Below are 25,785 nucleotides of genomic sequence, written 5' to 3' on the forward strand. Positions count from 1 at the left end.
TATAATTGCAGTCAAGGAGTCGTTCAGCCTGGAGGCAAAATGAGCTACCGCAACAAGTTCCTGGTGATTCTGGTCTCAACCGTGCTGGTGTTCTATTCCGTGGTGGGAGGTCTGCTGGGGAGAGACGGTGGCGGCGACGGCTATGCGCCACTCAGCATCTTCATTGAAGTGCTGGGCAAGATCCAGGGCGTCTACGTAGAGGATCCGAATCTCTCCAAGGTGATGCACGGGGCCCTGCTGGGCCTGCTGGAGTCTCTGGACCCCTACAGCACCTATCTGACGGCTGAGGAATATCGCCGATACCGGAAGACCAGGACCAGCGGCGAAGGTGACATCGGGCTGGATCTATCCAAGGAAAGGTCGCTCGGCTATATCTGGGTCATTCACCCCATCGAAGGGAGCGCGGCGGAGGAATCGGGCGTGAAACCGGGCGATATCATTGAGTCCATCGATGGAGTCACCACTCGCAATATCGGACTGGTTCAGGCCGGCTACCTGCTTTCCGGGGATGCCGGTTCCGAGGTGCAGCTCAAGATCCGCAGGCTCGGACGATCCGAGCCTGTGCTGATGTCGGTTTCGAGGGAGCATAGTCAGCCCCCTTCGGTCCGGGGGCGCCTGCTGAAAGGCGACGTTGGCTACCTGCGAATTCCCCGCTTTGTGGAAGGAGTGAGCGCCGCCACGCGTGAAAAATTGAAGAGCCTGGAAGCCCAGGGGGCCCGCAAGCTCGTGCTGGATCTCCGAAATTGCGGGGGTGAGGCCTTTGAGGAGGGGGTTGGAGTGGCCAATCTGTTCCTGGACCACGGGGTGATCGCCTATTCCGAAGGGCAGAGGTCTCCCAGGAAGGAGTTCGTGGCCGATCCGGGCAAGGTTGCCTCGAGGTTGCCGCTGGCAGTGCTTCAGAACAAGGGCAGCGCCTCGGCAGCCGAGATCGTGTCGGTGGCTATCAAGGAAAACCGAAGAGGAGATATCGTCGGTGTCCGCAGCTTCGGAAAAGCCTCCGTTCAAAAGCTCTTTGCCCTTCCCGGAGGTGCGGCCGTGCTGCTTTCGGTCTACAAGTACTACTCTCAGTCGGGCCAGGTGATACAGGCCCGAGGCGTGGCTCCCGACCACGAAGTCACCGGGGCTTCGATCCATCCCACCTCCGGAAAGGCTCCCGATGGACCCGATTCCGGACCGAAAGAAAAAGACCTGCAGCTGAAAAAAGCCATCGAGATTCTCAACTCGCCTGCCGTCCCCAAGCGTGAGGCTGCATGACCCGCGATGAATTGTAGATTGCTGATTTCAGATTTTTGATCGGGCTTGAAATCGAAAACAGTCACAAACGACTTTAACTGTATGTCCTGCTGATACTTAAACGATTGCTTGGCACCTCTAACGGGACAATTCTGGTCCACACTGATCCACAATCCAAAATCAACAGAGCCTTTTGCAAAGTTCGGCTGCGGGACGGTTGCCGGGAATGGCCACAAAAGGCACAAAAACATCACCTGTGACTTTTGTGCTTTTTGTGGTTAGGCAGCATTGTTCACCTGGTCGCACCCGATATTGAAAAAGGGCAGAACCTCAGGTTTTCCAGCAAGGTGACCTGCTCCGCTACGAATTTTGCAACAGACTCAACAATCTAAAATCTACAATCCAACGTGTCCGCTCGTGGATAACTCTCCAATCAGGCGCTTCCCTTGAGTTTGGCCTGCGCCTCCTCCCTCAGCCCGTCGACATCGGATCTCATCTTTTTCATGGCTGCGGCATAGCCTGCCGGAGTTGCCGTGGGTGAGTTCAGGTAGTCCAGTACGTTCTGCTCGGCTCGTATGAAGGGCCGGCAAAACTCCAGCAGGTAGGGAGCGATGCGATTGGGGATCGAAACCACGCCGTTGCCGTCGGCATGAATCAGGTCCCCGGGATGGACCTGAAGTCCGCCCACGACCACCGGCAGGTGGAAATCCAGAAACCGGCAGTAACCGTGGGAGACCACGATGGAGGAAGCCCAGCAGGGGAATCGCAACTCACGGACCTGCTCGATGTCCCGTCCGGCTCCGCTGGTGATGATCCCGGTGAATCCGAAGGTCTGAAAGGCGGTGACCATCACTTCCCCGTAAGTGGCCGCCCGGGGCGTCTCGTCCATGTCCTGAACCACCATGATCCTGGGTGCGGGCAGGGAAGCGGCGTCCTGGATGAGCTGTCCCATTCCCCCATAGGAGTCTCCCTTGTCGGCCGGATAGCCGGAGCGGTAGGTTGCGGTGACGGCGTAGCCGACGACCGGAGGCAGTTCCGGATAGATGGCCTTGAGCGAGTGGTTGCTGAAGCCTGCGGCTCGGGAGCGCAGGTTGAACAGCTCGATGACGTTGGCGATGGTCGGCGAATCGAACTGCGTGAGTTCCTCCAGCCGACTGCCGCTGAGTGGAGACGTGCTGCCGGACGGTTGGTCCTGAGCGGATGGGTTCATGGCTGATCTCCTCCTTCAGCAGGAACTGCCCCCACGGATCGAGCATTGTCCTGCTCAACCGGAGGGGGCTGCCCTGCGCGATGATATGGCCGAAACCAGCCTGCTGAGACCGGGTTCGGGCCGCTGAAAAAGCCGAATGCCGGCAATCCCTGCAGCACCCTGCTTGAGACAGTCCAGGTAGTTGTGAAGATCGATCCCCCCCAGTGCGAAAATCGGTCGGTTCGATTGCCGGACGGCCTCTCCCAAGGCCGACGGTGTTACCGGAGATCCGTATTTTCGTTTGGAAGGGGTTGCGAACACGGGGCCGAAAACCAGGAAGTCGGCTCCCTGGCGGAGGGCTTCGTCCACTTCCAAATGGTTGTGGGTGGAGACTCCGATCAGAAATCCCCTTTTCGAAACCCGGCTCCGAACAGCATCGGCCGGCAGGGAGGCCTGCGCCAGGTGGACCCCGTCCAGGTCTGCCGCCAGCGCGATGTCCAAGCGGTCATTGATCAGGATCCTGGTGTTTCCGCCCCGAGCCATGACCCGCGCCTGCAGGGCGAGCCGGTACAGTTCCCGAGCGGGCAGGTCCTTTTCCCGAATCTGAAGAAAATCGACTCCCGCGCGGATGACTTGACGAATCTGTTGAAGAATGGGGACCTCTAAGGTCTTGCGGTCCGTGATGCAGTAGGTCCATGCCATCTATTTGGCGTTGAGCTGGGCCAGGGTTGCCTTGAAGTGAATGGCCTCCCACAGGCCGATGCCGATGTCGACAATTCCCAAACCGGACACGGCCCCCCGAAAATAGTTGCTGATCACCAGTTGCTTCATCAAGGGGAGGTAGTGGAGAAAGAGATTGCGTTCCCAATAGGGTGTCCAGGGGAAGATCACGAGGAAGAGGCCGAGCTCGAAGCAAAAGAATATAAAGACGATAACCAGGATCTTGTTAGCCATGCCCCGCCCTGCGGTACGGATCATTCACTGTGAAACAACGGATACTTCATGGCCGGTCGGGTACAAGGACCCCCTCCGGCTCGAGGGACGCCGCGATTGCCCCCTCCGGCTCGACTGCGGGCTGGCGCTCCCGCAACGCCGCGATTGCCCCCCTCCGGTTCGACTGCGGGCTGGCGCTCCCGCAACGCCGCGATTGCCCCCCTCCGGTTCGACTGCGGGCTGGCGCTCCCGCAACGCCGCGATTGCCCCCCTCCGGTTCGACTGCGGGCGGAGCCCTTGTCTCACCGAAGCCGAGCCGCAGGCGAAGGCTGATGCGGAGGGGGGCATATGTGACGCCGCAAAGCTACGGCTTCCTGAGACGCAGCGTTTGTTTCAAGTAAGTTCCTTCTTCCGGGTCGACTCCGGAGCCCGGATCCGCTGAATTCAGACCACAGACGCCCCGAAAGCTGGCTCGGTGGAGAGGAGTCGGTCCCAGCCGCATCAGGGCTTCCCGATGCTTCCGGGTGCCGTACCCCATGTTGTTTCTCAGGTCATACCCCGGGTACCGCGCGTCCAGGTTCACGATCAAGCGGTCCCTGGCGACCTTGGCCAGGATCGAGGCGGCCGCGATAGAGAGGGAGCGCCGGTCTCCTCCCACGATGGACTGCTGGGGCAAGGGAATGGGCACGACCATATCGCCGTCGCTCAGCAGAAAGTCCGGCCTTGTTTCCAGCTTTTCGACAGCCAGGACCATGGCTCTGCGGGTTGCTTCCAGGATGTTGATCCGATCGATGGTGGATGCGTCCACGAAGGCCACCGCTGACGCTTCAGCCGCCTCTCGGATGTCATCGGCCAGTTTCGACCTTTGCCGGGGACTCAGTGTCTTGGAGTCGTTGATGCCAGAGGGAATGCGCTGGGGGTTCATGATCACTGCGCCGGCACAAACGGGGCCGAACAAGGCTCCGCGGCCCACCTCGTCCAACCCGGCGATCCTGAGGAATCCTCGGTTTTGGGCGTGGACTTCGAATTCTAGATTGCAGTGGGTGGGTTGGCTGTGTCGGGTGGGGCGGGTGGATGCAAGCGGCAGGAGTGCCTCGCAGAATAAACCTGGATTGTCCGCAGGCTCCGGGGAAATCCTCCGAACTCCCTGCCGGCGGGATCGCTCCGGTTCAATAGTCTCTGAGTTCCTTGATTTTGGCTGCTTTTCCTCGACGGCTACGGAGGTAGTAGAGCTTGGCTCTCCGCACGCGACCTTTTCGAACCCGCTCGATTTTGTCGATGATGGGGGAGTGCAAGGGAAAGATTCGTTCCACTCCCTGCCCGAACGATGTCTTTCTGACGGTAAAGGAAGACCGGAGGTCGCCGTCCTTCCTGGCGATCACAGCCCCTTCGAACACCTGCACCCGTTCTTTCTCGCCTTCCCTGATCTTTACGTGCACCCGGACCGTGTCTCCCACCCTGAAATCGGGGTGGTCGGTGCGCAACCGGCTCTGTTCCAACTCGCTCAAGGAATGCATCAGACAATCCGGGGAAACGGGTTACCCCTCGAATTCCGTTTTCAGCAAGCGTTTATCCGCTTCCGACAAGCAGCCGTATTCTAGTAGATCGGGGCGGTTTCTCAAAGTCTTTTCTAGGGCCTTCCTTCGTCTCCAGAGTCTGATTTTTCGATGGTCTCCGGATAGCAAAAGAGGGGGGACGTCCAGGCCCTGGAAGTTTTCCGGACGGGTGTATTGAGGATGGTCCAGGATTGCGGGTTCCAGGATGCGATCGCCCGGATGGGTGGCCGCCGAGGGGCGGGAAAAGGATTCATTGAGGTTGCTGCGATAGTTGTGCAGCACGCCTGGAACCATTCTCACGATGCAGTCGATCAGCACGCAGGCGGCCAGTTCGCCGCCGCTCAGAACAAAATCGCCAATGGAGACTTCATCGGTGACCAGGTGGTCGGTGACTCGTTCGTCCACGCCTTCGTAGCGGCCGCAAATCAGGATGAGGTGCCGGCAGTCAGTCAATTCCCGGACCGTGTCCTGGGTCAGCCTGCGGCCCTGGGCCGAGAGCAGGACGATCCTGCAGGCCGGGAAGGAGAGGTCTTGGGAAGCGATGCTGCCGACGGCCCGGAAGAGAGGCTCCGGCTTGAGGACCATGCCCTCTCCTCCCCCGAAGGGCCTGTCGTCGACCGTCCGGTGGCGGTCACTGGTGTGGTCACGGAGGTTGTGAATCGCGATCGAAATCAGGTTTTTCTTGAGAGCCTGCCTGACCATGCCGAATTCGAACGGTCCCTGGAAGAACTCTGGAAAGATGGTGATGATATCGAATCGGAGGGGAGTCGTTCCGGACACCGGTTGCAGAATCCTCGGGACGTTCTTATGGGAGATCCTCGAGCCCTGGAGGGAGCTCGCAGATCAGCTCCTTTTTGGACAGGTCTACCCTCCGGACGATGTCCTTGGCAAAGGGAACCAACAGCTCCTTTTGGTCCCGCCTCAAGTTGAGCAGGAAATTGCCTCCAACTTCGAGCACCTCGGTGACTCTGCCAAGAATGTGGCCCCGGCTGTCTTTGGCAATGCAGCCTACCAGGTCGAACTGATAGTAGGTTCCATGGGGCAGGTCCAGGAGGTTTTCGCGATCGATTCTCACTTCGTGGCCGCGCAGACCTTCGGCGGTCCCGATATCGTCGATGCCGGAAAATTTCAGGATGATGCGCTGCCTGTGGAACCGGAATGCTTCCAGGTCCAGGGGGAAAGGGCAGTGGTCGTTCTTCTGCAGGTAGACTTTCTGGAGATGGTGAAATCTCTGGGGGTAATCGGTGAGCAGCTCGGCGGCCACCTCACCCTTGTTGCCCTGGGGCTTGATCACCTTGGCAACGCTTACGAGCCGGTTGCGCGACAAATGGTTCTACTCCAGGATCTCGAGTGTGAACCGTTTCTTGAGTTTCATGCCTGCTGCTCCCAGGATGGTACGAATGGAACGGGCCGTTCTCCCCTGCTTGCCGATCACTTTCCCCAGATCGCTGGGAGCCACCCTCAACTCGAGAACAGTAGTCTGCTCGCCCTCGATCGGTTTCACCACGACCTGGTCCGGATGGTCCACCAATGCCTTCGCTATCTCTTCGATCAGCTCCTTCATGGCTACCTCCTTGGTGAATCCTGGTCGACTCGTAGAACCACCACTTCAGGTAAAAGGGAGATGCCGTGGATTACCCGATCTTGCCGAGGAAGCTCTTGACGGTATCGGTAGGCTGCGCTCCCCTGGCTACCCAGAAGTCATATTTCTCCTTGTCCAGATGAATGGAAGCTGGATCGGTCTTGGGATTGTAATGCCCGAGTTGGTCGATATACCTGCCGTCACGCCGTTTGGACTTCTCCAGGACGACAATCCGGAAGGAAGGATGTTTCTTCTTTCCGGTACGGGCCAGTCTAATGGTCAACAATGCGTCTTCCTCCTTGCAGCAACAAATTGAAATCAGGTCAGATGAACATCTCCTCATCCTGGTGGACTTCATTCACCGGGTTGCGCTTGCGGCCGAACAGGGCGTTAAGCCCGCCCGACAACCCGCGTATCAGTGCCGACAACTCCCCGATGGGAGTCAGGATGCTTTCCTGGACAACCTTCGAAGTGGCTTCCATTCTCTTGATGGCGTGGGTGACCACTTCGTCGGCCTTGGAAATCTGCAGGCGGGCCCGATTGGTGGTCTCCTCGATTACGGAGTTGACGTCCCGAATCTGGCTCCGCACCGCTTCCGTGACTCCCGTCAGGTTTTCGGTGGCTGTCCGGGCGCTACGCAGAATGTCCTTGACCTCGCCAAGAACCTCGCGAAGCTCCTTGATGGCCGGGGTTCCCTGTTGTTCCACCATGGCGCGCATCCGATCGAGGTTCCCCCCCATTTTGCGAACCGCAGCCATGAGCACGAACATGGTTCCCAACTGGAGGCAGATGAAGACCGCCACCAGGATCAGCAGCACACCGACCAGATTTTCCAGATTTCCGCCGACTAGATTCTCCACGGTGCTTCTCCGGGTTTTGACGATGCGGTCAGCCGGTCAGGGCCGGACATCGGTTCCGCAGCCCCCCGCCTCTAGGACTCCGCCTCAGACTTGCCCTTTTCTTCCTGATAGGCCTGCTTGCCGGCCGCGATGGCTGCGGAAATCTGGTCTTTTTGGGTGCTGACGGCTTCCCTGCCTTTATCAAGGCCCTTGTCCAGATAATCGGTCACCTTCTCGGAAGTGACGCGGGTTGCCGAGGCGACCCGTTCCCGGCTGTCGGCCGTCCGCTGAGAGATGATATCCCGGGTTTCCCGGCCGGTGCGGGGCGCAAACAGCAGAGCTACGATTGCCCCGATGCCGCCGCCAACCAGGAAGTAAGCCAGTTTTGAACCGCGGCCTGTGCCTTCTCCCATTAACGTGTTACCTCCTCCTGTCGGGTCCTGCTGAGAGGTGTTACCGGATAGCTTGAGTTTAGCACAGTCTCCGGGTCCTTTGTGAGCCAAACACTGGCCAAAAAGAGTTATCCACCAGGGCCACTAAGGGGTTGGAGAAAGCCAAGGTTGCCCCTCAATCTTCGTGTCTATTCGTGGTTCGCCGTTATTGAGGGAACTTTTTGCAATATTCGTAGCGGGCAAGTTCTTTTGCCGGCACAGGTGATGTTCTGCCACTTTCAATTATCGGGTGCCACTTTGTGAGCAATACGGGTTCACCACAAAAAGCACAAAAGTCACAAAATGGATTATCTGATTTCGTTCTGCTCTTTTTGTGCCTTTTGTGGCCATTGCCGGCAAGGGTCCCGCTGCCGAATCTTGCAAGCGCCTACCGTGTATGATCGGCTCCGTCGTCCAGGGCGAGGGGCCGGGCTAAGCGCGTTCGTTCCCCGGAACCAATCGGTCAAGGCTGGGCGTCGGAGGGAAAGAAAAGCCGGGCCGGATGGGTCAACCGCATGGTGGGGGAAAGCGTGGCGCCGAGCCTGGCCTCGATCTCGAACAAGCCGCTGGGCCTCGGAGGGACTTCGAATTCAACCGCATAGAAACTGTCTGCCCATTCAAAGGCTTCCTGGAGAGTGCGGGGAATATCCCCTGTGGACTTGGAAAGGAAGAGCCGGCCCCCTGCGGCGCCGGTCACCTGCACCAGGCCGTCCTGGTAAGTGCGGTTGAGCGAGTCTCTCCCGGGATCCACGTGCACCACCAGCAGGGGGATGGGGAAACGCACCATGGCCGTCGACAGGCGAGAGATCTCATCCTGCAGCGCCCGGCCTTCAAAGCGGCGGCTGAGGTCCCTGCGGTCGCTGCGGTTGATTGGGGGGTTGCTGTATTCGGTTCTGTAGTTGGCCACATCGCTGTCGGTGACCAGAATGACGGCCACCCGGACACTGCTCTTGCGCATCAGGGCAGAGGAGAAGTCGGCCAATGCCTGGATGGATTCGAGAAGGCCGGCCTTGCCGAACTGACGACTCTGTCGGATTTTCTTCAACAGGAGCCGTTTGTCCTTGGTCGGATCCTGGATCACCGAGAGGGTTTCCTGAACTCCGATGAGCCCCACCCAGTACTCCGGTCCCAACTTCCTGACCTCTTGGGCCAGTGACTGCTTGGCGGCGTTTATGGGAGCCTGATCTTCGACCAGGTCGAAGGCCAGAAAGAGAAAGGTAGGGGTGCCCGGTTGCTCCTGCCGAGTAATCTGCAAGGGCTCCGGACCGGCGAAGATGGAGAGGTCCTCGCGGCCCATCCGCGGTTGAACCGGGGCTCCGTCTTTCAATATCCAGAAGGGAATACAAAAGCGAATGCCGTCGGCGCCGGGAGTCTTTTCGACAGGCAGGCCGGAGGGCGACAGCAGGAGGCAAAGCCCCAGTACCGCCAGCCATTTGGCTGATCGAATGCCTCTGGAAGGTACCAGCCCGCATTTCTCGCCGCAGAGCTGGGCACTGGCTTCGAAAGTATTGGTCTTTGGCACTTTGCGGCTTATTGAAACCCCCGGCCTGCGCCCGGAGTTGATCCCTTTGAATAATCCTGTCCCGCGGCAGCGTTGTGGGTCAGGGGAGAGCAGCATAGCTGCGGCTCAGGGTCGCCTGCTGGGCGAACCTGACGGAGCATGTGACGGTTTGCGTTTGGCTGCCAAGTCGGCGTCCTTCCGCGGGCGGAGGCAGGGCCCCGGGGTGGTGTGAAACCTGCACAGCCGCAGCCGCGTACGCGGCGAATCGGATGCGCCCTTCCCGTGCGCACCAACTCTCCAAAATCACGCCCATCACCTACCTCGCTCCCTGCACTTTCCTCGGGAGCCCGGCGACCCGGCGAGCACTGTGGCTAGAAACTCAAACGGAGTCCAAGCTGGACGATGCGTCCGCCGCGGGAGCCGATGATCCTGCCGGCGTTGCTGTTGGGATTTTCGTGGGACCCGATGAAGGTGTCGGGCCGGTTGAGGTTGGCGTGGTTGAGGGCGTTGAAGGCCTCGCCGATCAGCTCCAACGTCCAGTCCTCGCTCACCGGCAACCGCTTGCTCAGGGACATGTCGAGGTTCCAGAAGCTGGGGTTCCGCAAGGTTGGATGATAGCGCGACCCATTTCCCAGGGTGAAGTCGGCCGGCTGCTCGAAGGCCAAAGGATTGAACCAACGCCACGGCGAGCGATCCTCCAGGTGGGGATCGACCCCGGGCACCAGATTGACCCTCAAGGATTCGGCGACTCCGCCGGTGTTGTTGAACAGCGGTCTCAGCTGAATCGGAGTGCCGCTCTGGAAGATGCTCATGCCGCTCATGGTCCATCCTCGCCCCAGGGCGTTGATCCAATTACGGGAGCTGGAGAAACGGCGGCCTTCGCCGAAGGGCAGCTCATAGAGATAACTGGCTCGCAAGCGGTGGGTTCTGTCGTTGGAGGAAAGCGACTTTTCGGCTTGCAGGTTGGTCGAATTCTGGGGAGGCTTGCCTTTCAGCAGGTTGTCGATGGCCTTGGAATAGGAGTATGAGCCGGTGAAGCTGAGACCCCTGGAAAGCCGCTTGTCGACCCGGAGCACCCCACGATGGATGGCGTTCGATCCGGCAGGGTAGCCGTACCCATGGGCGATGCGGCGATACTGGGGAAAGGGTCGCAGCGACTGTCTGAAGTCCAGGTCGTTCAGTTGGTCCCGGAACTGCAGGGCGGAAGGGGGCAGCGGGTTGAGATTCACGTCGTTACCCATGGGGAGATGAGTCCCGCGTTCCCCGAAGTAGCCCACACGCACTGCGAAATCGGAAAAGTCTCTCTCGACTTCGAGCCGCCACTCGTGGACTTCGGGCGTTTCGGCATCGGGCTCGAAGTATGCGGCATCCTGGTGGTTGGCGGCAGTCGAAGTGAGGTCCGGCGGGTTGGCCACCTGAGGGAATCCTTGCCGGAGCAGCATTACCGGCTCCAACTGCCGGTTGGGCGAAGTGAGGAGCGGCGAGGCGTTAAACCCCAAGGTGCCCAGGTGGGTCGGGTCCAGTGGGAGGGAACCGGAATAAAGCCCGTAGTTGGCGCGTATGACCGTCCTGCGATCCCCCCAGGGGCTCACCGCGACGGCGACTCCAGGTTCCCAATTGAGCTGGTTAGGCAAAAAGGATCTTGGCTGGCCATCCCGGCCCGCGAAAACCAGGATCCCCGGTCGCCCGTTCTCTGGGTTCAGACCCTCGAAATCCAAGCTGGAGTGCCGGTCGAATTTTTCGCGAGGCGCCGCGTCGAATTCCAAATTCAACCGAAATGTCCAGGTGAGTTTGGGAGTGATCTGATATTCGTCAGTGACTCCCACCTCATACTGCTCGGATCGCAGGTAGGTGGGGTGCAATACCATCGACTGCTCGGCACGGTCGGGCATCCCCAGCAGGAACTGGGCGGCGGGGCTTCCCGTGTTGTTGATGCCCGGCAGCCCTGTCAGTTCGCCGGAAAAATCGAATCGGCCCGAAGGGTACCGGGAGCGAAAGCTGTTCAACTGTCGCCGGTAGGCCTTGCCGTGCAGCTTCAGATTGTGTTTGTTGTAGCGCAGGCTGATTGCTTCAGACAGAGAATAGTCGGCAATCTGGTAACGGGCCAACGCCCCGGGTCGGGTGCCGATATCGACAAAGCGGCCCAGGCTGAATCGAGGAAAGGCGCCGCTTCCCAGTCCGCTGATCCCGAGCTGTTCCGGGAAATGGGTCCGGTAGATATTTTCCTGGGCACTGGCCAGGGATCGATGCCGCGCCCACAAGGAGAACTGGTTGACCACTCGGGGCGAGACGCTGAAGGTGTGGCTGAACCGTCCACTCCGGGAGCCGACACGGCGCTGGGGCCTGCGCGGGTTGGCCGGGTTGTCGAAAATCGGGGAAGAGCCGTCGATCCCGCTGGAGAAGCGGCCGTTCCAGGTGAGCTTGTGCCTGGTTCCGACATCGTGGTCAAGCTTCCAGGCCGTTCCGTTGGGCGTGTTGGTTTCGGCCGCGTTGGTAAAAAAATTGTTCCGCAGGAATGGGCCGACGCTGGTGTTGGGATGGGGATAGTAGGTCAGGGCTTTCAGGGCGACCGGGTCCAGCCGCTGGGCCGGGATGCGGTTCCCCGGAAAGGGGTCGCGCAGGTACTGCAGATTGGACAAGGACACCGGTTGGCCGGGATCGTATTCGGGGTTGGGCCGGGTGGTGGCCGGGTCGTAGATCTGGACCGGGCGACCGGCGTTGTCGACCAGGTCGGAAAAGTCTCCCGAACGTTGCAGTGGCGTTAGTACGTCTCCCAAAAAGGGTCGCGAGATCCTTTCCCGGGTGCCCTCGTAGACGATGGAGAAGAAGGTCTGCCCCCTGCCGTCGTAGAGCCCCGGAACCGTGACCGGTCCGGTCAGGTTGAAACCGAACTGATTCCGCCGCAATATCGACTTGGTCCCGTTGGCCTGCCGGACCTCGTGGGGCAGGGCATCCAGCGCGTCGTTGCGAAAGTAATGGTAGAGGTTGCCGCGGTAATCCCGCGAGATGCGCCGGGAACCGTTGCCCTTCTCGCCGCCGGGGTAATCCAGCGTGATCCGTTGGATCTGGGCCCGGTATTCACGAATGGCCCTCCGCAGCTCGACGGGAACGGCTGGAGCCGGGGATGCCGACCCCACGGGCTCGAGGGGACCCAGCCCGGCAATGGTCCGCGGAGCCGAGGTCGCGGCGGCAGGTTGCGCCGCAGCCTTCTTCTCCTCCCCCAGAACGGCTGGCGGGGAAGAGGCCAGGCTGAGCAAAGCCAGGGCAAGAAGGGTCCCCGAGTTCCGCAAACAGAATCGATTGAGGTTGCTGAAATCCAAGATCAAGGCAGCTCGTTTTCGCACGCAATTCTCCACCAAACAGGCTAGTATCCACCAACTAACATCGGATTGTCAATAGTTTAGCGGGAATTCGGTTAAACCTGACGGCTCGGTCGCGATCGTCCGTGCCGGATGTTGTGGGGAGGAGACGCCGCCCAAGACCGCCGACACACACTCACGGAGCGCCGCGTTGCCCCCCCTGCGGCTCGTCTGCCGGCTCCGCCGAGCCGAATGGCGAAGGCTGATGCGGTGGGGAGCGATCCCGGACCGGCGCTCCAGGGCTCAATGAATCCGATGCCGCCGCAGCCGCTAAAGTGGCGAATCAGGTCCATCATTCCGGAACCAACCACCTCTCCCTGTCACAACAACTTGTCTCCCCCGACTCATCCGCCGGACCGGAGCTTTATCATCAGGGATTCGTTGGCCGGAGGGAAGCGGTAGTTCCCGAGATCATCGGGAGTCACCCATGCGAAGCGTTGGCATCCCAAAGCCTGAATTTCGCCACCGACGTAACGGCACTTGAAGAATTTCAGGCAAACGGTTTTCTCCGGATAGTCGTATTCAATGGTTTCGAACAACTCTCCTGCAACCACCTCAATGTTGAGTTCCTCCCGTAGTTCGCGGACCAGGCATTCCCGGATGGATTCCTCCTGCTTGCGCTTGCCGCCAGGAAGTTCCCACAGCCCGGAAAGATGGGAGCCCGGCAGCCTCTGGGTAATGAGCAGGCGCCCTTCCCGGAAGAGAATGGCGGCAGCGACTTCGACAGTGGGTTTCACGGGACGGAGGGCCTTGCGGCGGGTTCCCCTATGCTCTTCAGAGGCGATGGTTTGAGGTAAAAGGGACCTTGACCGGAATCCCAGTTTGTGATAATTTTCTCATGCTTTTTCGGCTTCCGGTGGCAGCCGTAAAACGGACTCGGAATCTGGTATGTTCCCGGCCGTTGCCGGGATGAGGTCGCGAATCGCTGAAATATGGAATTGGTGCAGCCAGATCTGTCGGTGCTAGTGGTTATTCTGCTGGTCCTGTCCCTCTATTTCATCTTAAAACGATCATTTTTCAATCCCATCAACAAGATATTGGAGGATCGGGAGGCGGCGATTCATGGTGCGCAGCGAAAAGCCAACGACAGGCTTGGCGAATTCGAGGAGAAGTCTCGCATTTATCAAGACCAATTGAACGCTGCCCGCCAGAAGATCTACCGTCAACAGGAGACCCTTCGCTCGGAAGCCCTCGACCAGAGAGCCGGAATTCTGGCCAGGGGACGTCAGGAGGCGGAGGGACTCATCCAGTCTACCCGAGACGAACTGCAAAACCAGGTTGCTTCCGCCAAGAACGACCTGGAATCCGACTTGACCAAATTCGCAGATGGAATCGTTAAGGCGATCCTGCGCTAGGTTGTCCTCGCCAGGATCTTTTCTCATCGCTCTGACAGGGGTGTCGCTTGCTTTCTGTCTGGTTCTGCCGGTTCCCGGGGCAGCGGCATCGGGCGGTGACGCCGCCGCCGCGGGCGACGATCACGGCAGCCCTCTTTCGAGCGTCTGGAAGTGGGGAAACTTCGTTCTCCTCTTCGGGGGACTGGCCTACTATTTGCGACGGCCGCTGCGGGAGTTTCTCCAAGCGAGGGCTCGGGGTATTGAAGAGGGGCTCGCCAGCGGCAAGCGGGCCCAGGAGGAAGCCGAGGCAAAAACGTCCGCAATCGAGTCTAAACTGGCTCGCCTGGACGAAGAGATCGACGGCTTGAAGCAGCAGGCGGCCCGTGAGTCCGAGGAGGAGAGGCAGCGCGTCATCGACAGTTCCCGGGCCGAGGCGGAAAGAATCGTGGCCATGGCCAGAAGGGAAATCGAGGTGTTGCAGCGTTCGGCGCAAGCGGAGCTCAAGGCTCACGTGGCCCGGTTGGCGGTCGATCTGGCGGAGGAACGGCTGCGAGGGGACCTGGAGCCGAGCCAGAACCAACACATTATTTCCAGGTTTGTTCGTTCTCTGAAGGAAACCCGGTCCTGACTGGGCGCGGGCGAAGCACTTGGGGTTGCGGGATGGCGACCATTGCCAATCGGTATGCCAGGGCGCTGGCGGACGTCAGTTTCAAGCTCGGCCGGCACGAGGCGGTTGAGCGGGAGTTGGAGCAGTTCGGGCGGTTGCTCGATGGCAATCGGGAACTGTCGGCATTTTACGAGGACCCCGCCATCAGCGCGGTCAGAAAAAAGGCCGCCACGAGGCAACTGCTTGCCAGGCTGGATTTCTGCAAGACGACCGGCAATTTCATTCACGTCCTGGTCGAGCGCGACCGGATGGGTCATTTCAAGGAGATGCTGGAAGCGTTTCGGCGGGGGGTCCGGGATCGCCTGGGGATCGTGGAAGTCGGGGTGACCACCTCGACCCAGATCGGCCAGCCGCTTCGGGACCAGTTGACACGGGTCCTGGAGCAGCTCAGCGGCAAGCGGGTCCAGCTCCACTTCCGCACCGACCCGCATATCCTGGGTGGAGTCATCGCGCGTGTGGGCGACACCATCTACGACGGTTCGGTTCGACAGCAGTTGCAGCAGATGAGGGAGCGTCTCAGCACGCAGGGTTGAACTGAGCCAGGGAGAGAACCCGATGGGAATCAAGGCGGAAGAGATCAGTCAGATCATTCGGGCGCAGATCGAGGAGTTCGACGCGGGTCCGGTGGTCAGCGAAGTGGGAACGGTCATTTCGGTCGGGGACGGCATCGCCCGGATCCACGGCCTGGAAAAAGTGATGTACAGCGAGCTGTTGGAGTTCCCCCACGGGATTTCCGGCATGGCGCTCAACCTGGAGGAGGACCAGGTAGGCTCGGTGCTGCTGGGAGAGGCTTCCGAAATCAAGGAAGGCGACCTGGTGAAGCGGACCAGGAAGATCATGGCGGTTCCGGTGGGAGAAGCCATGGTCGGCCGTGTGGTGGATCCCCTGGGGCAGCCGGTCGACGGCAAGGGGCCCATTCCAACCGATCGTCTCAATCCGGTCGAGCGCATCGCGCCGGGAATCGTGGACCGCGAGCCCGTCAAGCAGCCCTTGCAGACGGGGCTCAAATCCATCGACTCCATGATCCCCATCGGACGGGGGCAGCGGGAGCTCATTATCGGCGACCGCCAGACCGGAAAGACGGCCGTGGCCGTGGACACGATCATCAATCAGAAGGACGGCGACGTCATCTGCATCTACGTGGCCATCGGCCAGAAGCGCTCCACCATCGCCCAGGTGGTTCAGACCCTGGTGGACAACGACGCCATGGACTACACCATCGTGGTGTCGGCCTCCGCCTCCGAGCCGGCTCCCCTGCAGTACCTGGCCCCCTACGCCGGCTGCGCCATCGGTGAATATTTCCGCGACAGCGGGCGGCACACGGTCTGCATCTACGACGACCTCTCCAAGCACGCGGCCGCCTACCGGGAGATCTCGCTGCTGCTGCGGCGCCCGCCGGGCCGGGAGGCTTATCCGGGCGACGTCTTCTACCTGCACTCCCGCCTGCTGGAGCGGGCGGCCAAGCTGAACGATTCTCAGGGAGGCGGGTCACTGACGGCCCTGCCGATTATCGAGACCCAGGCCGGAGACGTTTCCGCCTACATCCCCACCAACGTGATTTCGATCACCGATGGACAGATCTACCTGGAAGCCGACCTCTTTCACTCGGGCATCCGGCCTGCCATCAACGTGGGGCTGTCGGTCTCCCGCGTGGGAGGCAGCGCTCAGATCAAGGCCATGCGCCAGATCGCGGGGACCTTGCGGCTGGAACTGGCCCAATACCGCGAGCTGGCGGCTTTCGCCCAGTTCGGAAGCGACCTCGACAAGGCATCGCAGGCCCAGCTCAACCGCGGGCAGCGATTGGTCGAGGTGCTGAAGCAGGGCCAGTACGCACCCCTGCCGGTTGACAAGCAGGTCATCACAATCTACGCCGCCACCAACGGCTATCTCGATTCCCTGGAGGTTGCCGACTGCGGGGCCTTCGAGGAGGCGCTCTACCATTTTCTGGACACCCACCATCCCTCCCTGGGAGCCAGGATTCTGGAGCAGGGGCAGCTCGACGATTCGCTGAGGGCGGAACTCGAGACTGTCCTGGATGAGTTCGGCCGGAAATTCGCTGCCGAAAAGACGCAGCCGGGTTCGAGCGCTGCCTGAGGGGAACATGCCCAACGTCCTGGACATCCGGCGCCGCATTCGCTCGGTCCGCAACACCCAGCAGATCACCAAGGCCATGAAGATGGTCTCCGCCGCCAAGCTGAGGAGAGCCCAGGAGGCCATCTTGAGAGCCCGGCCCTACGCCGGCCAAATCCTCGAGGTGGTCAGGAGCCTGATGGCCCGCTCCGAGATCCGGCGGCATCCCCTTCTGGAAGAGCGGGAGGAAAAGAGCATTCAGTTGGTGGTGGTCACCGCCGACAAGGGGCTGTGCGGCGCCTTCAACGCCAACATCGTGAAGGCGGCGGAAGGATTCATCCGGGAAAAGGGCGACCGTTCGCTCGACCTGTTCTGCGTCGGGCGCAAGGGCCTGGAATACTTCGGCAAACGCACCACCCCCATCCGGCACCGGCAGGTCAACCTCTTTCAACGGGTCGAGTACGCCCACGCCCGCCAGATCACCGGCAAGCTGGTTTCCCAGTTCCTGTCCGGAGAGCGCGACGCCGTCTACCTGCTCTACAACGAGTTCAAGTCGGTCATCCAGCAGCGGATCGCGGTGGAGCGGCTGCTGCCCATTCCGCCGATCGCGCTGTCTCCGGAGCAGAGTCCGGTCGACTACATCTACGAGCAGCCCGCGGCCGTGATTCTCAACACCCTTATGCCCAGGCATGTCGAAGTCCAGGTCTTTCGGGCCCTGCTGGAGTCTTCCGCGGCCGAGCACGGCGCCCGGATGACCGCCATGGACGCCGCCACCAACAACGCGGTGGAGATGATCGAGTCGCTGACCCTCACCATGAACCGGGCTCGCCAGGCGGGAATTACCAAGGAGATTATCGAGGTGGTGAGCGGCGCCGCCGCTCTGACCTAGAGTGAATTGTTGATTTTTGATTTCTGAGGTTTTTGCAAGATTCGCAGCGGGGCAGGACATCTTGCCGGTAAACCTGAGGTTCTGCCTTTTTCAATATCGGGTGCGACCTGGTGAAAAATGCTGTCTAACCACAAAAAGCACAAATAATTTTTTTTGTGCCTTTTGTGGCCATTACCGATAAACGTCCCGCTGCCGAATTTTGCAAAGGGCTCTTGTGATTGTTGAATGAGGGTAAGGACAACGGGTATTGCCTCAATTCTGCAATCCGAAATTCACGAGCTGAAGGGAATCAGGGCCTGGTGGAGCTACGGCTTGGAGATGGCCCCAATTCCAGGAAGGGAGACAAGCGATGAACATTGGCCGTGTGGTTCAGGTGATCGGTCCGGTTGTGGACGTGGCTTTCGAGGAGCAGAAGCTGCCCCCCATCTACTCCGCCGTCCGAATCACCAGCGAGGGTTTTGACGTTCCCGATCCCATCGATGTGATTGCCGAGGTGCAGCAGCACCTGGGAGAGAGTCGGGTGCGTGCGGTCTCGATGCAGCCCACCGACGGCATGGTGCGAGGCATGAAGGCCATCGATACCGGGGCTCCCATCTCGGTTCCGGTGGGCCGGGAGATGCTGGGACGCATCGTGAACGTCATTGGAGAACCCGTCGACGAGAAGGGACCCATCGGCGCCTCCCAGAGCTATCCCATTCATCGGCCGGCCCCCCTCTTCGACGATCAGGATACCAACCTGGAGATGTTCGAGACCGGCATCAAGGTGGTGGACCTGCTGGAGCCCTACCTCCGGGGCGGCAAGATCGGGCTGTTCGGCGGAGCGGGCGTGGGGAAGACGGTCATCATCCAGGAGCTGATCAACAACATCGCCACCAAGCACGGCGGTTTCTCGGTGTTCTCGGGGGTTGGAGAACGCACCCGCGAGGGCAACGACCTCTGGCTGGAAATGACCGAGTCCGGAGTCATCGACAAGGCGGCGCTGGTCTACGGCCAGATGACCGAGCCGCCCGGAGCCCGGCTGAGGGTGGGGTTGACCGGCCTGACCGTGGCCGAATACTTTCGGGACGAGGAGGGGCAGGACGTTCTCCTCTTCATCGACAACATCTTCCGGTTTACCCAGGCGGGCTCGGAAGTCTCGGCCCTGCTGGGCCGCATGCCCTCGGCCGTGGGCTACCAGCCCAACCTGGCGACCGAGATGGGCGAGCTGCAGGAGCGCATCACCTCGACCAAGAAAGGCTCCATCACCTCGGTTCAGGCCATCTACGTGCCGGCCGACGACTATACCGATCCGGCCCCGGCCACGGCCTTCGCCCACCTGGACGCCACCACCAACCTCTCCCGCTCGATTGCCGAGCTGGGGATCTACCCGGCCGTGGATCCGCTGGATTCCACCTCGCGCATCCTGGATCCCCGCATCATCGGGGACGAGCACTACAACACCGCCAGAGACGTCAAGCTCATCCTGCAGAAGTACAAGGATCTGCAGGACATTATCGCGATCCTGGGCATCGACGAGCTTTCCGAGGAAGACAAGTTGACGGTCTCCCGGGCCAGAAAGATTCAACGCTTTCTCTCTCAGCCCTTCTTCGTGGCTACCCAGTTTACCGGGTTGGAAGGGAAGTACGTACCGGTAGGCGAAACCATCCGAGGCTTCCAGGAAATCGTGGACGGCCGCCACGACGAGGTGCCGGAACAGGCCTTCTACATGGTGGGCGGCATCGACGAAGCACTGGAAAAGGCCGAAAAGGCCCGGAAGGCGGCCTGATTCCCATGGCGGACTCGACCTTCAAGCTCTCGGTGGTCTCCCCCGAACGCCTGGTTCTCTCCGAGGAGGTGGAGGAAGCCCAGGTCCCGGGCAAGAACGGCTACCTGGGCATTCTGCCCGGCCATGCCCCCATGATGACGGAGTTGGATATCGGCGAGCTGTCCTATCGCCAGGGGGATCGCACCAGCTACCTGGCAGTGACCTGGGGCTATTGCGAGGTATTGTCCGACCAGGTGATCGTCCTGGCCGAACGGGCCGAGCGGGCCGAGGAAGTGGATCGGGAGCGGGCCCAGGCCTCCATGGAGCGGGCCCGGAAGCGGCTGTCGAACCTGCAGGATCCCGACACCGATTTCCTCAGGGCCGGAACCAGCCTGCAGCGGGCCCTGATTCGGGTGCAGGTGAGCCAAAAAGCCTGAGACATTTGCTGTTTTTGCCATACAATGGAGAGGGTAGGACAAGGCGATAGAGGAGCGGCGGGCCAAGAGTAGCGTGGGGGAGGTGGCCAGCATCGACGAACCCGCGGGAAAGGGGACGCCGCCGAAACCCTTTGGCGATGGCCGTCGAAGGGTTGGTTGAAGGGATGAAGAATCCTTCAACTGTCACCCGGCAGAACGCGGGTGGAGCGCTATCAGGATGACGAGCCAGTGAGCTGGGACATCGGTGAGAGCGGCGCTCTCACCTTTTTTTTGGCCCGCTGCCGGATATTCACGGAAAGAGGTCTGTTCATGTCCATTCAATCCTTCTCGGTGATCGACTCCACGCTTCGGGAAGGCGAGCAGTTCGCCAAGGCCCATTACACCATCGAGGAGAAGATCCGGATCGCCAGGGCGCTGGACGCGTTCGGGGTGGAGTACATCGAGCTGACGTCACCGGCGGCTTCTCCCCAGTCCTTCGAGGACTGCAAGACCATCGCCGGCCTGGGCTTGAACTGCAAGATCCTGACCCACACTCGCTGCCACATGGACGACGCGCGCAAGGCGGTGGCCACCGGGGTGGACGGCGTCGACATCCTTTTTGGCACCTCCTCCTATCTGCGCCGTTTCAGCCATGGCAAGACGATTGACGAGATCATCGAAAGCGCTCGAGTGGTGATCGACTTTATCAAGCAGTCGGGCTGCGAGGTCCGGTTTTCCAGCGAAGATACTTTTAGAAGCGAAGAAGAGGACCTGCTCAGGGTCTACCAGGCCGTGGACGAACTCGGCGTGGACCGGGTCGGACTGGCCGACACCGTGGGCGTGGCCACCCCCCGTCAGCTCTATATCCTGGTGTCGGAACTGAAGAAGCGCCTCAAGGCCGACATCGAGTTTCACGGACACAACGACAGCGGCTGCGCCATCGCCAACAGCTTCACGGCCCTGGAGGCGGGGGCCACCCATATCGACACCAGCGTGTTGGGAATCGGGGAGCGCAACGGCATCACCCCCTTGGGAGGGCTGATTGCCCGACTCTACTCCTACGATCGGGACCTGGTCACCAAGTACCGGTTGGATCAACTGCATCGCCTGGACCGGATGGTCGCTGAAATCGTGGGAATCCAGATTCCTTTCAACAACTACATCACCGGAGAAACCAGCTTCACCCACAAGGCGGGGATGCACACCAAGGCCGTCATGCTCAACCCCGGAGCCTATGAGCCCATCGATCCTCAAGATTTCGGCATGGAGCGAACCATCAGCATCGGCCACCGTCTGACCGGCAAGAACGCCATTCAGAACCGGGCGCAGGAACTGGGACTGCACTTCGGAGACGCCGAGCTGCGGGAGATCACCCTGGAAATCAAGCGCCTGGCCGATGCCGGACCGCTGTCCACCCGCCGGCTGGACGACTTGCTGAGGAGCTGGGTGGTGGCGTAGAGAAGTTTGAAGTTTGAAGGATGAAGTTTGAAGGATGAAGGGTGAATGGTGGAGAGTGGAGTGCGAAGTTTGAAGTTAGAAGTGTGAAGTTTGAAGGGTGGCGTGTGGATAGTTATGTGATCCACACGGAAAGCATCCTGTCGGTCTCGGCGCAGTCATTCAAACAAGCACAGTCAGTTCATCAGGTGCTTGCCTGTTCCCGAAACCCTCCACTGACCACCCGTCCCCCTTCAAACTTCAAACTTCATCCTTCATATTTCAAACTTCATCCTTCAAACTTCACACTTCAAAGGCTACACTTTTTTCATGAGTCTTAAGCAATCTCGAATGTTGATGTTGCGGCGCACGGGGGTCACGGTTGCGACGGCCGTGCTTTTCCTTTTGGCGGCGCCGGGTCCGCTGCCGGGGCAATCCGATTTCCTGCGCCGATCGGAGGAAAGAGCCAGGGAGATTCTGAACAAGACCGTGGAGGCTCTCGGAGGGGAAGCCTACTTGATGGCCCAAAACATCGTCCGCAAAGGGAAGTTCTACCAGTTTCGCCGGGACGTTCTACGGGGCTCCAACGAATTTCGCACGGTGGTGGCGCCCCCCTGGAAACGGCGGGTGGAGTTTGGCAAGAAAGCCCGGATCGTCCACATCAACGACGGCGAGCAGGGTTGGAAGATCGAGTACAAGAACGTCAAGACCCAGACCGAGGAAGAGCTTCGCAACTACCGCATCGACACGAGGCACGACCTGGACCACATTCTCAGGTTCCGGCTTCGGGAGAAGGGCCTGAAGGTACGCTATCTGGGAAAATCGCGGACCCACCTGGAGCAGTTGGACGGGGTTCAGATCATGGATACCTCGGGAGACAAGGTCAGGATCTTCGTCAACTCCAGCACCCACCTGCCCGTAAGGATGGAGTATGAATCCCCTCCCCGCGGCAAGCGCTGGGCCACCGAAGACGAGAAGTTCTTTCACAACTACCACGAGATCGACGGTGTCAGAATTCCCTTCACCGTCATTTTGAATTCCAACGGGTACAAGGCCTTGGAGACACAGCTTTCCTCTGCGCAGATCAACGCCGACCTGTCGGACACCCTGTTTTCATCCCCTTCCAAAAAGTAGAGCGGGCATTTATGGGAGCGGCATTGATCAAAGGCACCACCGTCGTTTGCATACGAAGAAGCGGGCGTACCGCTCTGGCTGCCGATGGCCAGGTCACCCTCGGGGAGACGGTGATCAAGCAGGGCGCCCGGAAGCTCCGCCGCCTCTACAATGGCCAGGTTCTGGCCGGATTTGCCGGGTCCACGGCCGACGCCTTTGCCTTGTTTACCCGTTTCGAGGCCAAGCTGGAGGAGTTTCGGGGTAATCTGGCCCGGGCGGCCGTGGAGTTGGCCAAGGAATGGCGGACCGACCGGGTCCTGCGCCACCTGCAGGCGTTGCTGATAGTGGCCGACAAGGAACGGATTTTCCTGGTCAGTGGCAACGGCGATCTGATTGAGCCAGACGATGCCATCGCGGCCATCGGTTCCGGCGGACCCATCGCGCTGGCCGCCGCTCAAGCTCTGGTCAGGCACTCCGAACTGTCGGCCGCGGAGATTGCCGCCGAAGCCCTGAAGATTGCCGCCGGCATCTGCATCTACACCAACTCGTCGACGACCATCGAGGAGCTGTGAGGGGAATATGGTCATTTACTTGCCTGGAGCGGTGGAATCGGAGGATCAGGTGGAAGCGTTGGATGAGTTGACTCCCAGGCAGATCGTGGCCCACCTGGACAAGCATGTGGTTGGGCAGAAGGCCGCCAAGCGGGCGGTGGCCATCGCCCTCCGCAACCGCATTCGACGGCAAAAGCTCCCCGAGGACATGGCCGAGGAGGTCGTGCCCAAGAATATCATCATGATCGGCTCCACAGGCGTCGGCAAGACCGAGATTGCCCGGCGCTTGTCGAGGCTGGCCAACTCACCGTTTCTGAAAGTGGAAGCCTCCAAGTTTACCGAGGTGGGTTACGTCGGTCGTGACGTCGAGTCCATGATCCGTGACCTGGTGGAAATCGCCATCGACCTGGTGCGAGAGGAAAAGCTGGAGGATGTGGCCGACAAGGCTGAGCAGAACGCGGAGGAGCGGGTTCTCGACCTGCTGCTTCCCCCCGTTCCGCAGTCGGCCCGCAATTCAGCCTCTGCCGAGGAAAAGGCAAGGGCTCAGGAGACCTTCGCCAAGACTCGGGAGAAGCTTCGGGAACAGTTGCGCGGCGGCAAGCTGGATGAACGCATGGTGGAGGTGGAGACCCGCGAGAGAAGCTTGCCGGCCTTCGAGATCATTTCCAGCTCCGGCATCGAGGAAATGGACATCAACGTCAAGGACATTCTGCCGGGCATCTTCGGGCAGAAGACCAAGAAACGAAAGATGCCCGTTGCCGACGCCATGGACCATCTCATTCAGGAGGAGGAGCAGAAACTGATCGATATGGATCAGGTGACTCGCCTGGCGGTGGACCGGGTGGAGCAGAACGGCATCATCTTCCTCGACGAGATCGACAAGATCGCCGGACGGGAGGGGGGGCACGGCCCCGATGTCAGCCGCGAAGGCGTGCAGCGGGATATTCTCCCCATCGTGGAAGGGACTACGGTGAATACCCGCTATGGCATCGTGCGGACCGACCACATCCTGTTTGTGGCGGCGGGCGCCTTTCACGTCAGCAAGCCGTCCGACCTCATTCCCGAACTTCAGGGCCGGTTCCCCATCCGAGTGGAGCTGGATACGCTCACCGTCGAGGATTTCGTGCGCATCCTGACGGAACCCAAGAGCGCACTGATCAAACAGTACGTGGGCCTGATGGAAACCGAGGGAATCAAGCTCTGCTTCACCGAGGAAGCGACCCGCAGCATTGCCGGGTTTGCCGCCCTGGTCAATGAGCGGACCGAAAACATCGGGGCCCGGCGGCTGCAAACCATCATGGAAAAACTCCTGGACGAGATCTCTTTCGAGGGGCCGGATCTGAAACCGAAAGACATCACCATCGACGAGGAGTACGTACAGAAGATGCTGGCCTCCATCGTGGATGACCAGGACCTGACCCGATACATCCTTTAAGCTGCGCCGTGGGGAATGGCTCGGTCGTGGCTTAGTTGAAAAGGAGCGTGCTTGGCATCTCTTCGGCGGGCACTCCGTTCGCGACCGGTGCCCCTGATCCGCCGCCTACGCGGCTGCTACAGCGCCGGGTCCATACGACCCCGGGCTTCCGCCCGGGGCTACCCTAAGCCGCAGCTACGCTGCTCTATAAGGAAGACCCGTAGGAAACGTCACCTCGGCCATCCTGCGTCAACCGCGGCTACGCCGCTCTCCCCTCAACCACGACACTGCCGCGGGGATAGGATTTTCCGATAGATTTTCCCGGGACGCCAAGGCGGCGTCGGCGGGGCGCCGCTCCCAAAAATAGCTAACCTCGTCCATTGCCTTTCCCGTCCCTGCCCATGACCATAACTACATCTTCCGGCCCAAACCTGCGTTTGGGCAGTATTCTCCTATTTCTTTTCCTGACCTCGGCCTGCGGAAAGATTGGAGAGCCGCTGCCTCCGTTGATCCGTATTCCCCAACCAATCGCGGACCTGACGGCCCGGCAGCAGGGGGCGGAGGTGATGCTCAGCTGGACGTTGCCTCACTTGAACACCGACGGCAGCGCAGCCACCACACTGGCCTCGATCGAGATCTATCGGTCGATCCGGGAACCCTCCTCGGCTGCGGGTGCCAGGCCGGCCCCGGGAGACTTGGATCTCTGGCGGGTATTGAAGACCGAGCCTGCCCGGGGGCGGGAGGAGAATAGGAGCATCCGAGATCGCCTGAAGGGCCGGGACTTTTCCGAGGTGTTGGAGGGAGAGTTCAGCTATGCCGTCAAGGTCTTCAATCGGAAGGGGCAGACGGCGGGGCTTTCCAATATCGCCACCCTGTGGCTGCAGCCGGTCCCGCATCCTCCCGGCAGGCCGAGCCTGAACCCTGCCGAAGCGTTTGTCGAGGTTTCCTGGGCGCCGTCCTCCACCAATATCGATGGATCTCCGGTGGCTGCCGGAGTGGCATTCAACCTCTACCGCACTTCATCCGAGAGCCGTTCCACCGGGAGTCCCCTCAATTCGACTCCGGTAGCCGGGACCTCCTACCGGGATGGGTCGGCCCGTCTGGGTAAGACTTACCTCTACCGGGTGCGTGCGCTGCTGGAAACCGATCGAGGACGGGTGGAGAGCCGGGACTCGGAGGAGGCCACCTTGTTCCACCGGGACCTGTACCCACCCGGCCCCCCGCGGCAACTCACCCTGGTGGCGGGCCGGGAGTTCCTGAGCCTGGCCTGGCTTCCCAACTCCGAAGCCGATCTGGCCGGCTACCATGTTTTCCGGCGTCAAGGCCCGGGCGAGTTCCAACCCCTCACCACCACGGCCACCCAACGGACCTCCTACGAGGACCGGGACCTCCAAAAGGGTCCTGTCTATTCCTATCGGGTCACGGCCGCGGACCAGGCCGGAAACCAAAGCAGTTATTCGAATGTCGTAAGCGATACGTTAGAATAGCTGCCTGCGATCAAGCCAGGGAGCCGCCGCTTGTCCACCCATC

27 protein-coding genes and 1 riboswitch are annotated in these 25,785 nt (G+C 60.5%); of the genes, 13 read left to right on the forward strand and 14 right to left on the reverse strand.

Translation table 11 applies throughout. The features are described 5' to 3' along the window. The first annotated feature begins 39 nt into the window (after nt 1-39). A complete protein-coding gene (locus OXI69_03735) occupies nt 40-1,254 on the forward strand; it encodes a S41 family peptidase (protein ID MDE2665241.1) in 1,215 nt (404 codons plus the stop codon). Between the two features lie 412 nt (nt 1,255-1,666). Here OXI69_03735 and OXI69_03740 read toward each other — a convergent pair whose 3' ends face one another. The 14 genes from OXI69_03740 to mutT form a co-directional block, all read right to left on the reverse strand. After that, entirely contained in the window at nt 1,667-2,443 is a 777-nt protein-coding gene (locus OXI69_03740; protein MDE2665242.1) for an RraA family protein, read from the reverse strand. Nucleotides 2,444-2,497: 54 nt separating this feature from the next. Next, nucleotides 2,498-3,124 (reverse strand): thiamine phosphate synthase, encoded by a 627-nt coding sequence (locus OXI69_03745; protein MDE2665243.1) that lies wholly within the window; start codon nt 3,122-3,124, stop codon nt 2,498-2,500. Then, complete coding sequence (locus OXI69_03750; GenBank protein MDE2665244.1) at nt 3,125-3,376, reverse strand: hypothetical protein; 252 nt, start codon at nt 3,374-3,376, stop codon at nt 3,125-3,127. It abuts the gene before it with no gap. 343 nt (nt 3,377-3,719) lie between these two features. Then, nucleotides 3,720-4,337: a ribonuclease HII gene (locus tag OXI69_03755; protein ID MDE2665245.1), complete on the reverse strand. Its 618-nt coding sequence runs from the start codon at nt 4,335-4,337 to the stop codon at nt 3,720-3,722. Nucleotides 4,338-4,524: 187 nt separating this feature from the next. Beyond that, a complete protein-coding gene (rplS, locus tag OXI69_03760; GenBank protein MDE2665246.1) occupies nt 4,525-4,875 on the reverse strand; it encodes a 50S ribosomal protein L19 in 351 nt (116 codons plus the stop codon). An 18-nt stretch (nt 4,876-4,893) separates the two neighbouring features. After that, complete coding sequence (gene trmD, locus OXI69_03765; GenBank protein ID MDE2665247.1) at nt 4,894-5,691, reverse strand: tRNA (guanosine(37)-N1)-methyltransferase TrmD; 798 nt, start codon at nt 5,689-5,691, stop codon at nt 4,894-4,896. 25 nt (nt 5,692-5,716) lie between these two features. After that, complete coding sequence (rimM, locus tag OXI69_03770; protein MDE2665248.1) at nt 5,717-6,238, reverse strand: ribosome maturation factor RimM; 522 nt, start codon at nt 6,236-6,238, stop codon at nt 5,717-5,719. Nucleotides 6,239-6,244: 6 nt separating this feature from the next. Next, nucleotides 6,245-6,475, reverse strand: coding sequence for a KH domain-containing protein (locus tag OXI69_03775; GenBank protein ID MDE2665249.1), 231 nt, complete (start codon nt 6,473-6,475; stop codon nt 6,245-6,247). A gap of 70 nt (nt 6,476-6,545) precedes the next feature. Then, nucleotides 6,546-6,836, reverse strand: a complete 291-nt coding sequence (gene rpsP, locus OXI69_03780) for a 30S ribosomal protein S16 (GenBank protein ID MDE2665250.1) — start codon at nt 6,834-6,836, stop codon at nt 6,546-6,548. After that, nucleotides 6,817-7,353 (reverse strand): hypothetical protein, encoded by a 537-nt coding sequence (locus tag OXI69_03785; GenBank protein ID MDE2665251.1) that lies wholly within the window; start codon nt 7,351-7,353, stop codon nt 6,817-6,819. Before OXI69_03785 ends, rpsP begins: the two co-directional genes overlap by 20 nt. A gap of 71 nt (nt 7,354-7,424) precedes the next feature. Then, nucleotides 7,425-7,745, reverse strand: a complete 321-nt coding sequence (locus OXI69_03790; GenBank protein ID MDE2665252.1) for a YtxH domain-containing protein — start codon at nt 7,743-7,745, stop codon at nt 7,425-7,427. 481 nt (nt 7,746-8,226) lie between these two features. Continuing rightward, entirely contained in the window at nt 8,227-9,285 is a 1,059-nt protein-coding gene (locus tag OXI69_03795) for a hypothetical protein (GenBank protein ID MDE2665253.1), read from the reverse strand. Between the two features lie 350 nt (nt 9,286-9,635). Further along, the gene (locus OXI69_03800) at nt 9,636-12,608 is read right to left on the reverse strand and encodes a hypothetical protein (GenBank protein ID MDE2665254.1); all 2,973 of its coding nucleotides are present in this window, start codon (nt 12,606-12,608) and stop codon (nt 9,636-9,638) included. A 359-nt stretch (nt 12,609-12,967) separates the two neighbouring features. Then, entirely contained in the window at nt 12,968-13,360 is a 393-nt protein-coding gene (gene mutT, locus OXI69_03805) for an 8-oxo-dGTP diphosphatase MutT (protein MDE2665255.1), read from the reverse strand. A gap of 195 nt (nt 13,361-13,555) precedes the next feature. Here mutT and OXI69_03810 point away from each other — a divergent pair, with 195 nt between their 5' ends. The 12 genes from OXI69_03810 to OXI69_03865 all read left to right on the forward strand — a co-directional run bounded on the left by OXI69_03810 (nt 13,556) and on the right by OXI69_03865 (nt 25,742). Next, nucleotides 13,556-13,978, forward strand: a complete 423-nt coding sequence (locus OXI69_03810) for an ATP synthase F0 subunit B (protein MDE2665256.1) — start codon at nt 13,556-13,558, stop codon at nt 13,976-13,978. 1 nt (nt 13,979) lies between these two features. Beyond that, on the forward strand, nt 13,980-14,585 hold the full coding sequence (gene atpF, locus OXI69_03815) for a F0F1 ATP synthase subunit B (GenBank protein MDE2665257.1): 606 nt from the start codon (nt 13,980-13,982) through the stop codon (nt 14,583-14,585). Between the two features lie 32 nt (nt 14,586-14,617). Next, complete coding sequence (gene atpH / locus OXI69_03820) at nt 14,618-15,157, forward strand: ATP synthase F1 subunit delta (protein ID MDE2665258.1); 540 nt, start codon at nt 14,618-14,620, stop codon at nt 15,155-15,157. A gap of 22 nt (nt 15,158-15,179) precedes the next feature. Beyond that, nucleotides 15,180-16,718: a F0F1 ATP synthase subunit alpha gene (atpA, locus tag OXI69_03825; protein MDE2665259.1), complete on the forward strand. Its 1,539-nt coding sequence runs from the start codon at nt 15,180-15,182 to the stop codon at nt 16,716-16,718. 7 nt (nt 16,719-16,725) lie between these two features. Next, entirely contained in the window at nt 16,726-17,583 is an 858-nt protein-coding gene (gene atpG, locus OXI69_03830; protein ID MDE2665260.1) for an ATP synthase F1 subunit gamma, read from the forward strand. Between the two features lie 349 nt (nt 17,584-17,932). After that, the gene (gene atpD / locus OXI69_03835; protein ID MDE2665261.1) at nt 17,933-19,348 is read left to right on the forward strand and encodes a F0F1 ATP synthase subunit beta; all 1,416 of its coding nucleotides are present in this window, start codon (nt 17,933-17,935) and stop codon (nt 19,346-19,348) included. Between the two features lie 5 nt (nt 19,349-19,353). Next, nucleotides 19,354-19,764 (forward strand): F0F1 ATP synthase subunit epsilon, encoded by a 411-nt coding sequence (locus OXI69_03840; GenBank protein ID MDE2665262.1) that lies wholly within the window; start codon nt 19,354-19,356, stop codon nt 19,762-19,764. 39 nt (nt 19,765-19,803) lie between these two features. Beyond that, nucleotides 19,804-19,984, forward strand: a riboswitch (Lysine riboswitch). 89 nt (nt 19,985-20,073) lie between these two features. After that, complete coding sequence (gene lysS, locus OXI69_03845; protein MDE2665263.1) at nt 20,074-21,201, forward strand: homocitrate synthase; 1,128 nt, start codon at nt 20,074-20,076, stop codon at nt 21,199-21,201. A 306-nt stretch (nt 21,202-21,507) separates the two neighbouring features. Next, complete coding sequence (locus OXI69_03850) at nt 21,508-22,311, forward strand: hypothetical protein (protein ID MDE2665264.1); 804 nt, start codon at nt 21,508-21,510, stop codon at nt 22,309-22,311. A gap of 11 nt (nt 22,312-22,322) precedes the next feature. Beyond that, entirely contained in the window at nt 22,323-22,862 is a 540-nt protein-coding gene (gene hslV / locus OXI69_03855) for an ATP-dependent protease subunit HslV (GenBank protein ID MDE2665265.1), read from the forward strand. A gap of 7 nt (nt 22,863-22,869) precedes the next feature. Continuing rightward, entirely contained in the window at nt 22,870-24,276 is a 1,407-nt protein-coding gene (gene hslU, locus OXI69_03860) for an ATP-dependent protease ATPase subunit HslU (GenBank protein ID MDE2665266.1), read from the forward strand. 485 nt (nt 24,277-24,761) lie between these two features. After that, nucleotides 24,762-25,742, forward strand: coding sequence for a hypothetical protein (locus OXI69_03865; protein ID MDE2665267.1), 981 nt, complete (start codon nt 24,762-24,764; stop codon nt 25,740-25,742). The last annotated feature ends 43 nt before the right edge of the window (nt 25,743-25,785 follow it).

The sequence above is a fragment of the Acidobacteriota bacterium genome (genome assembly GCA_028875575.1).
In the GTDB taxonomy this organism is placed as follows: domain Bacteria; phylum Acidobacteriota; class Terriglobia; order Versatilivoradales; family Versatilivoraceae; genus Versatilivorator.

Excerpts from the sequence above, each read along its gene's own strand:
- atpA (MDE2665259.1), top strand. The coding sequence starts at position 15,180 with ATGGGAATCAAGGCGGAAGAGATCAGTCAGATCATTCGGGCGCAGATC.
- hslU (MDE2665266.1), top strand. The coding sequence starts at position 22,870 with ATGGTCATTTACTTGCCTGGAGCGGTGGAATCGGAGGATCAGGTGGAA.
- OXI69_03745 (MDE2665243.1), bottom strand. The coding sequence starts at position 3,124 with ATGGCATGGACCTACTGCATCACGGACCGCAAGACCTTAGAGGTCCCC.
- rpsP (MDE2665250.1), bottom strand. The coding sequence starts at position 6,836 with ATGAGGAGATGTTCATCTGACCTGATTTCAATTTGTTGCTGCAAGGAG.
- OXI69_03850 (MDE2665264.1), top strand. The coding sequence starts at position 21,508 with ATGAGTCTTAAGCAATCTCGAATGTTGATGTTGCGGCGCACGGGGGTC.
- OXI69_03790 (MDE2665252.1), bottom strand. The coding sequence starts at position 7,745 with ATGGGAGAAGGCACAGGCCGCGGTTCAAAACTGGCTTACTTCCTGGTT.
- hslV (MDE2665265.1), top strand. The coding sequence starts at position 22,323 with ATGGGAGCGGCATTGATCAAAGGCACCACCGTCGTTTGCATACGAAGA.
- lysS (MDE2665263.1), top strand. The coding sequence starts at position 20,074 with ATGTCCATTCAATCCTTCTCGGTGATCGACTCCACGCTTCGGGAAGGC.
- OXI69_03810 (MDE2665256.1), top strand. The coding sequence starts at position 13,556 with ATGGAATTGGTGCAGCCAGATCTGTCGGTGCTAGTGGTTATTCTGCTG.
- atpG (MDE2665260.1), top strand. The coding sequence starts at position 16,726 with ATGCCCAACGTCCTGGACATCCGGCGCCGCATTCGCTCGGTCCGCAAC.
- atpH (MDE2665258.1), top strand. The coding sequence starts at position 14,618 with ATGGCGACCATTGCCAATCGGTATGCCAGGGCGCTGGCGGACGTCAGT.
- OXI69_03750 (MDE2665244.1), bottom strand. The coding sequence starts at position 3,376 with ATGGCTAACAAGATCCTGGTTATCGTCTTTATATTCTTTTGCTTCGAG.
- OXI69_03735 (MDE2665241.1), top strand. The coding sequence starts at position 40 with ATGAGCTACCGCAACAAGTTCCTGGTGATTCTGGTCTCAACCGTGCTG.
- OXI69_03840 (MDE2665262.1), top strand. The coding sequence starts at position 19,354 with ATGGCGGACTCGACCTTCAAGCTCTCGGTGGTCTCCCCCGAACGCCTG.
- atpD (MDE2665261.1), top strand. The coding sequence starts at position 17,933 with ATGAACATTGGCCGTGTGGTTCAGGTGATCGGTCCGGTTGTGGACGTG.
- OXI69_03740 (MDE2665242.1), bottom strand. The coding sequence starts at position 2,443 with ATGAACCCATCCGCTCAGGACCAACCGTCCGGCAGCACGTCTCCACTC.
- OXI69_03775 (MDE2665249.1), bottom strand. The coding sequence starts at position 6,475 with ATGAAGGAGCTGATCGAAGAGATAGCGAAGGCATTGGTGGACCATCCG.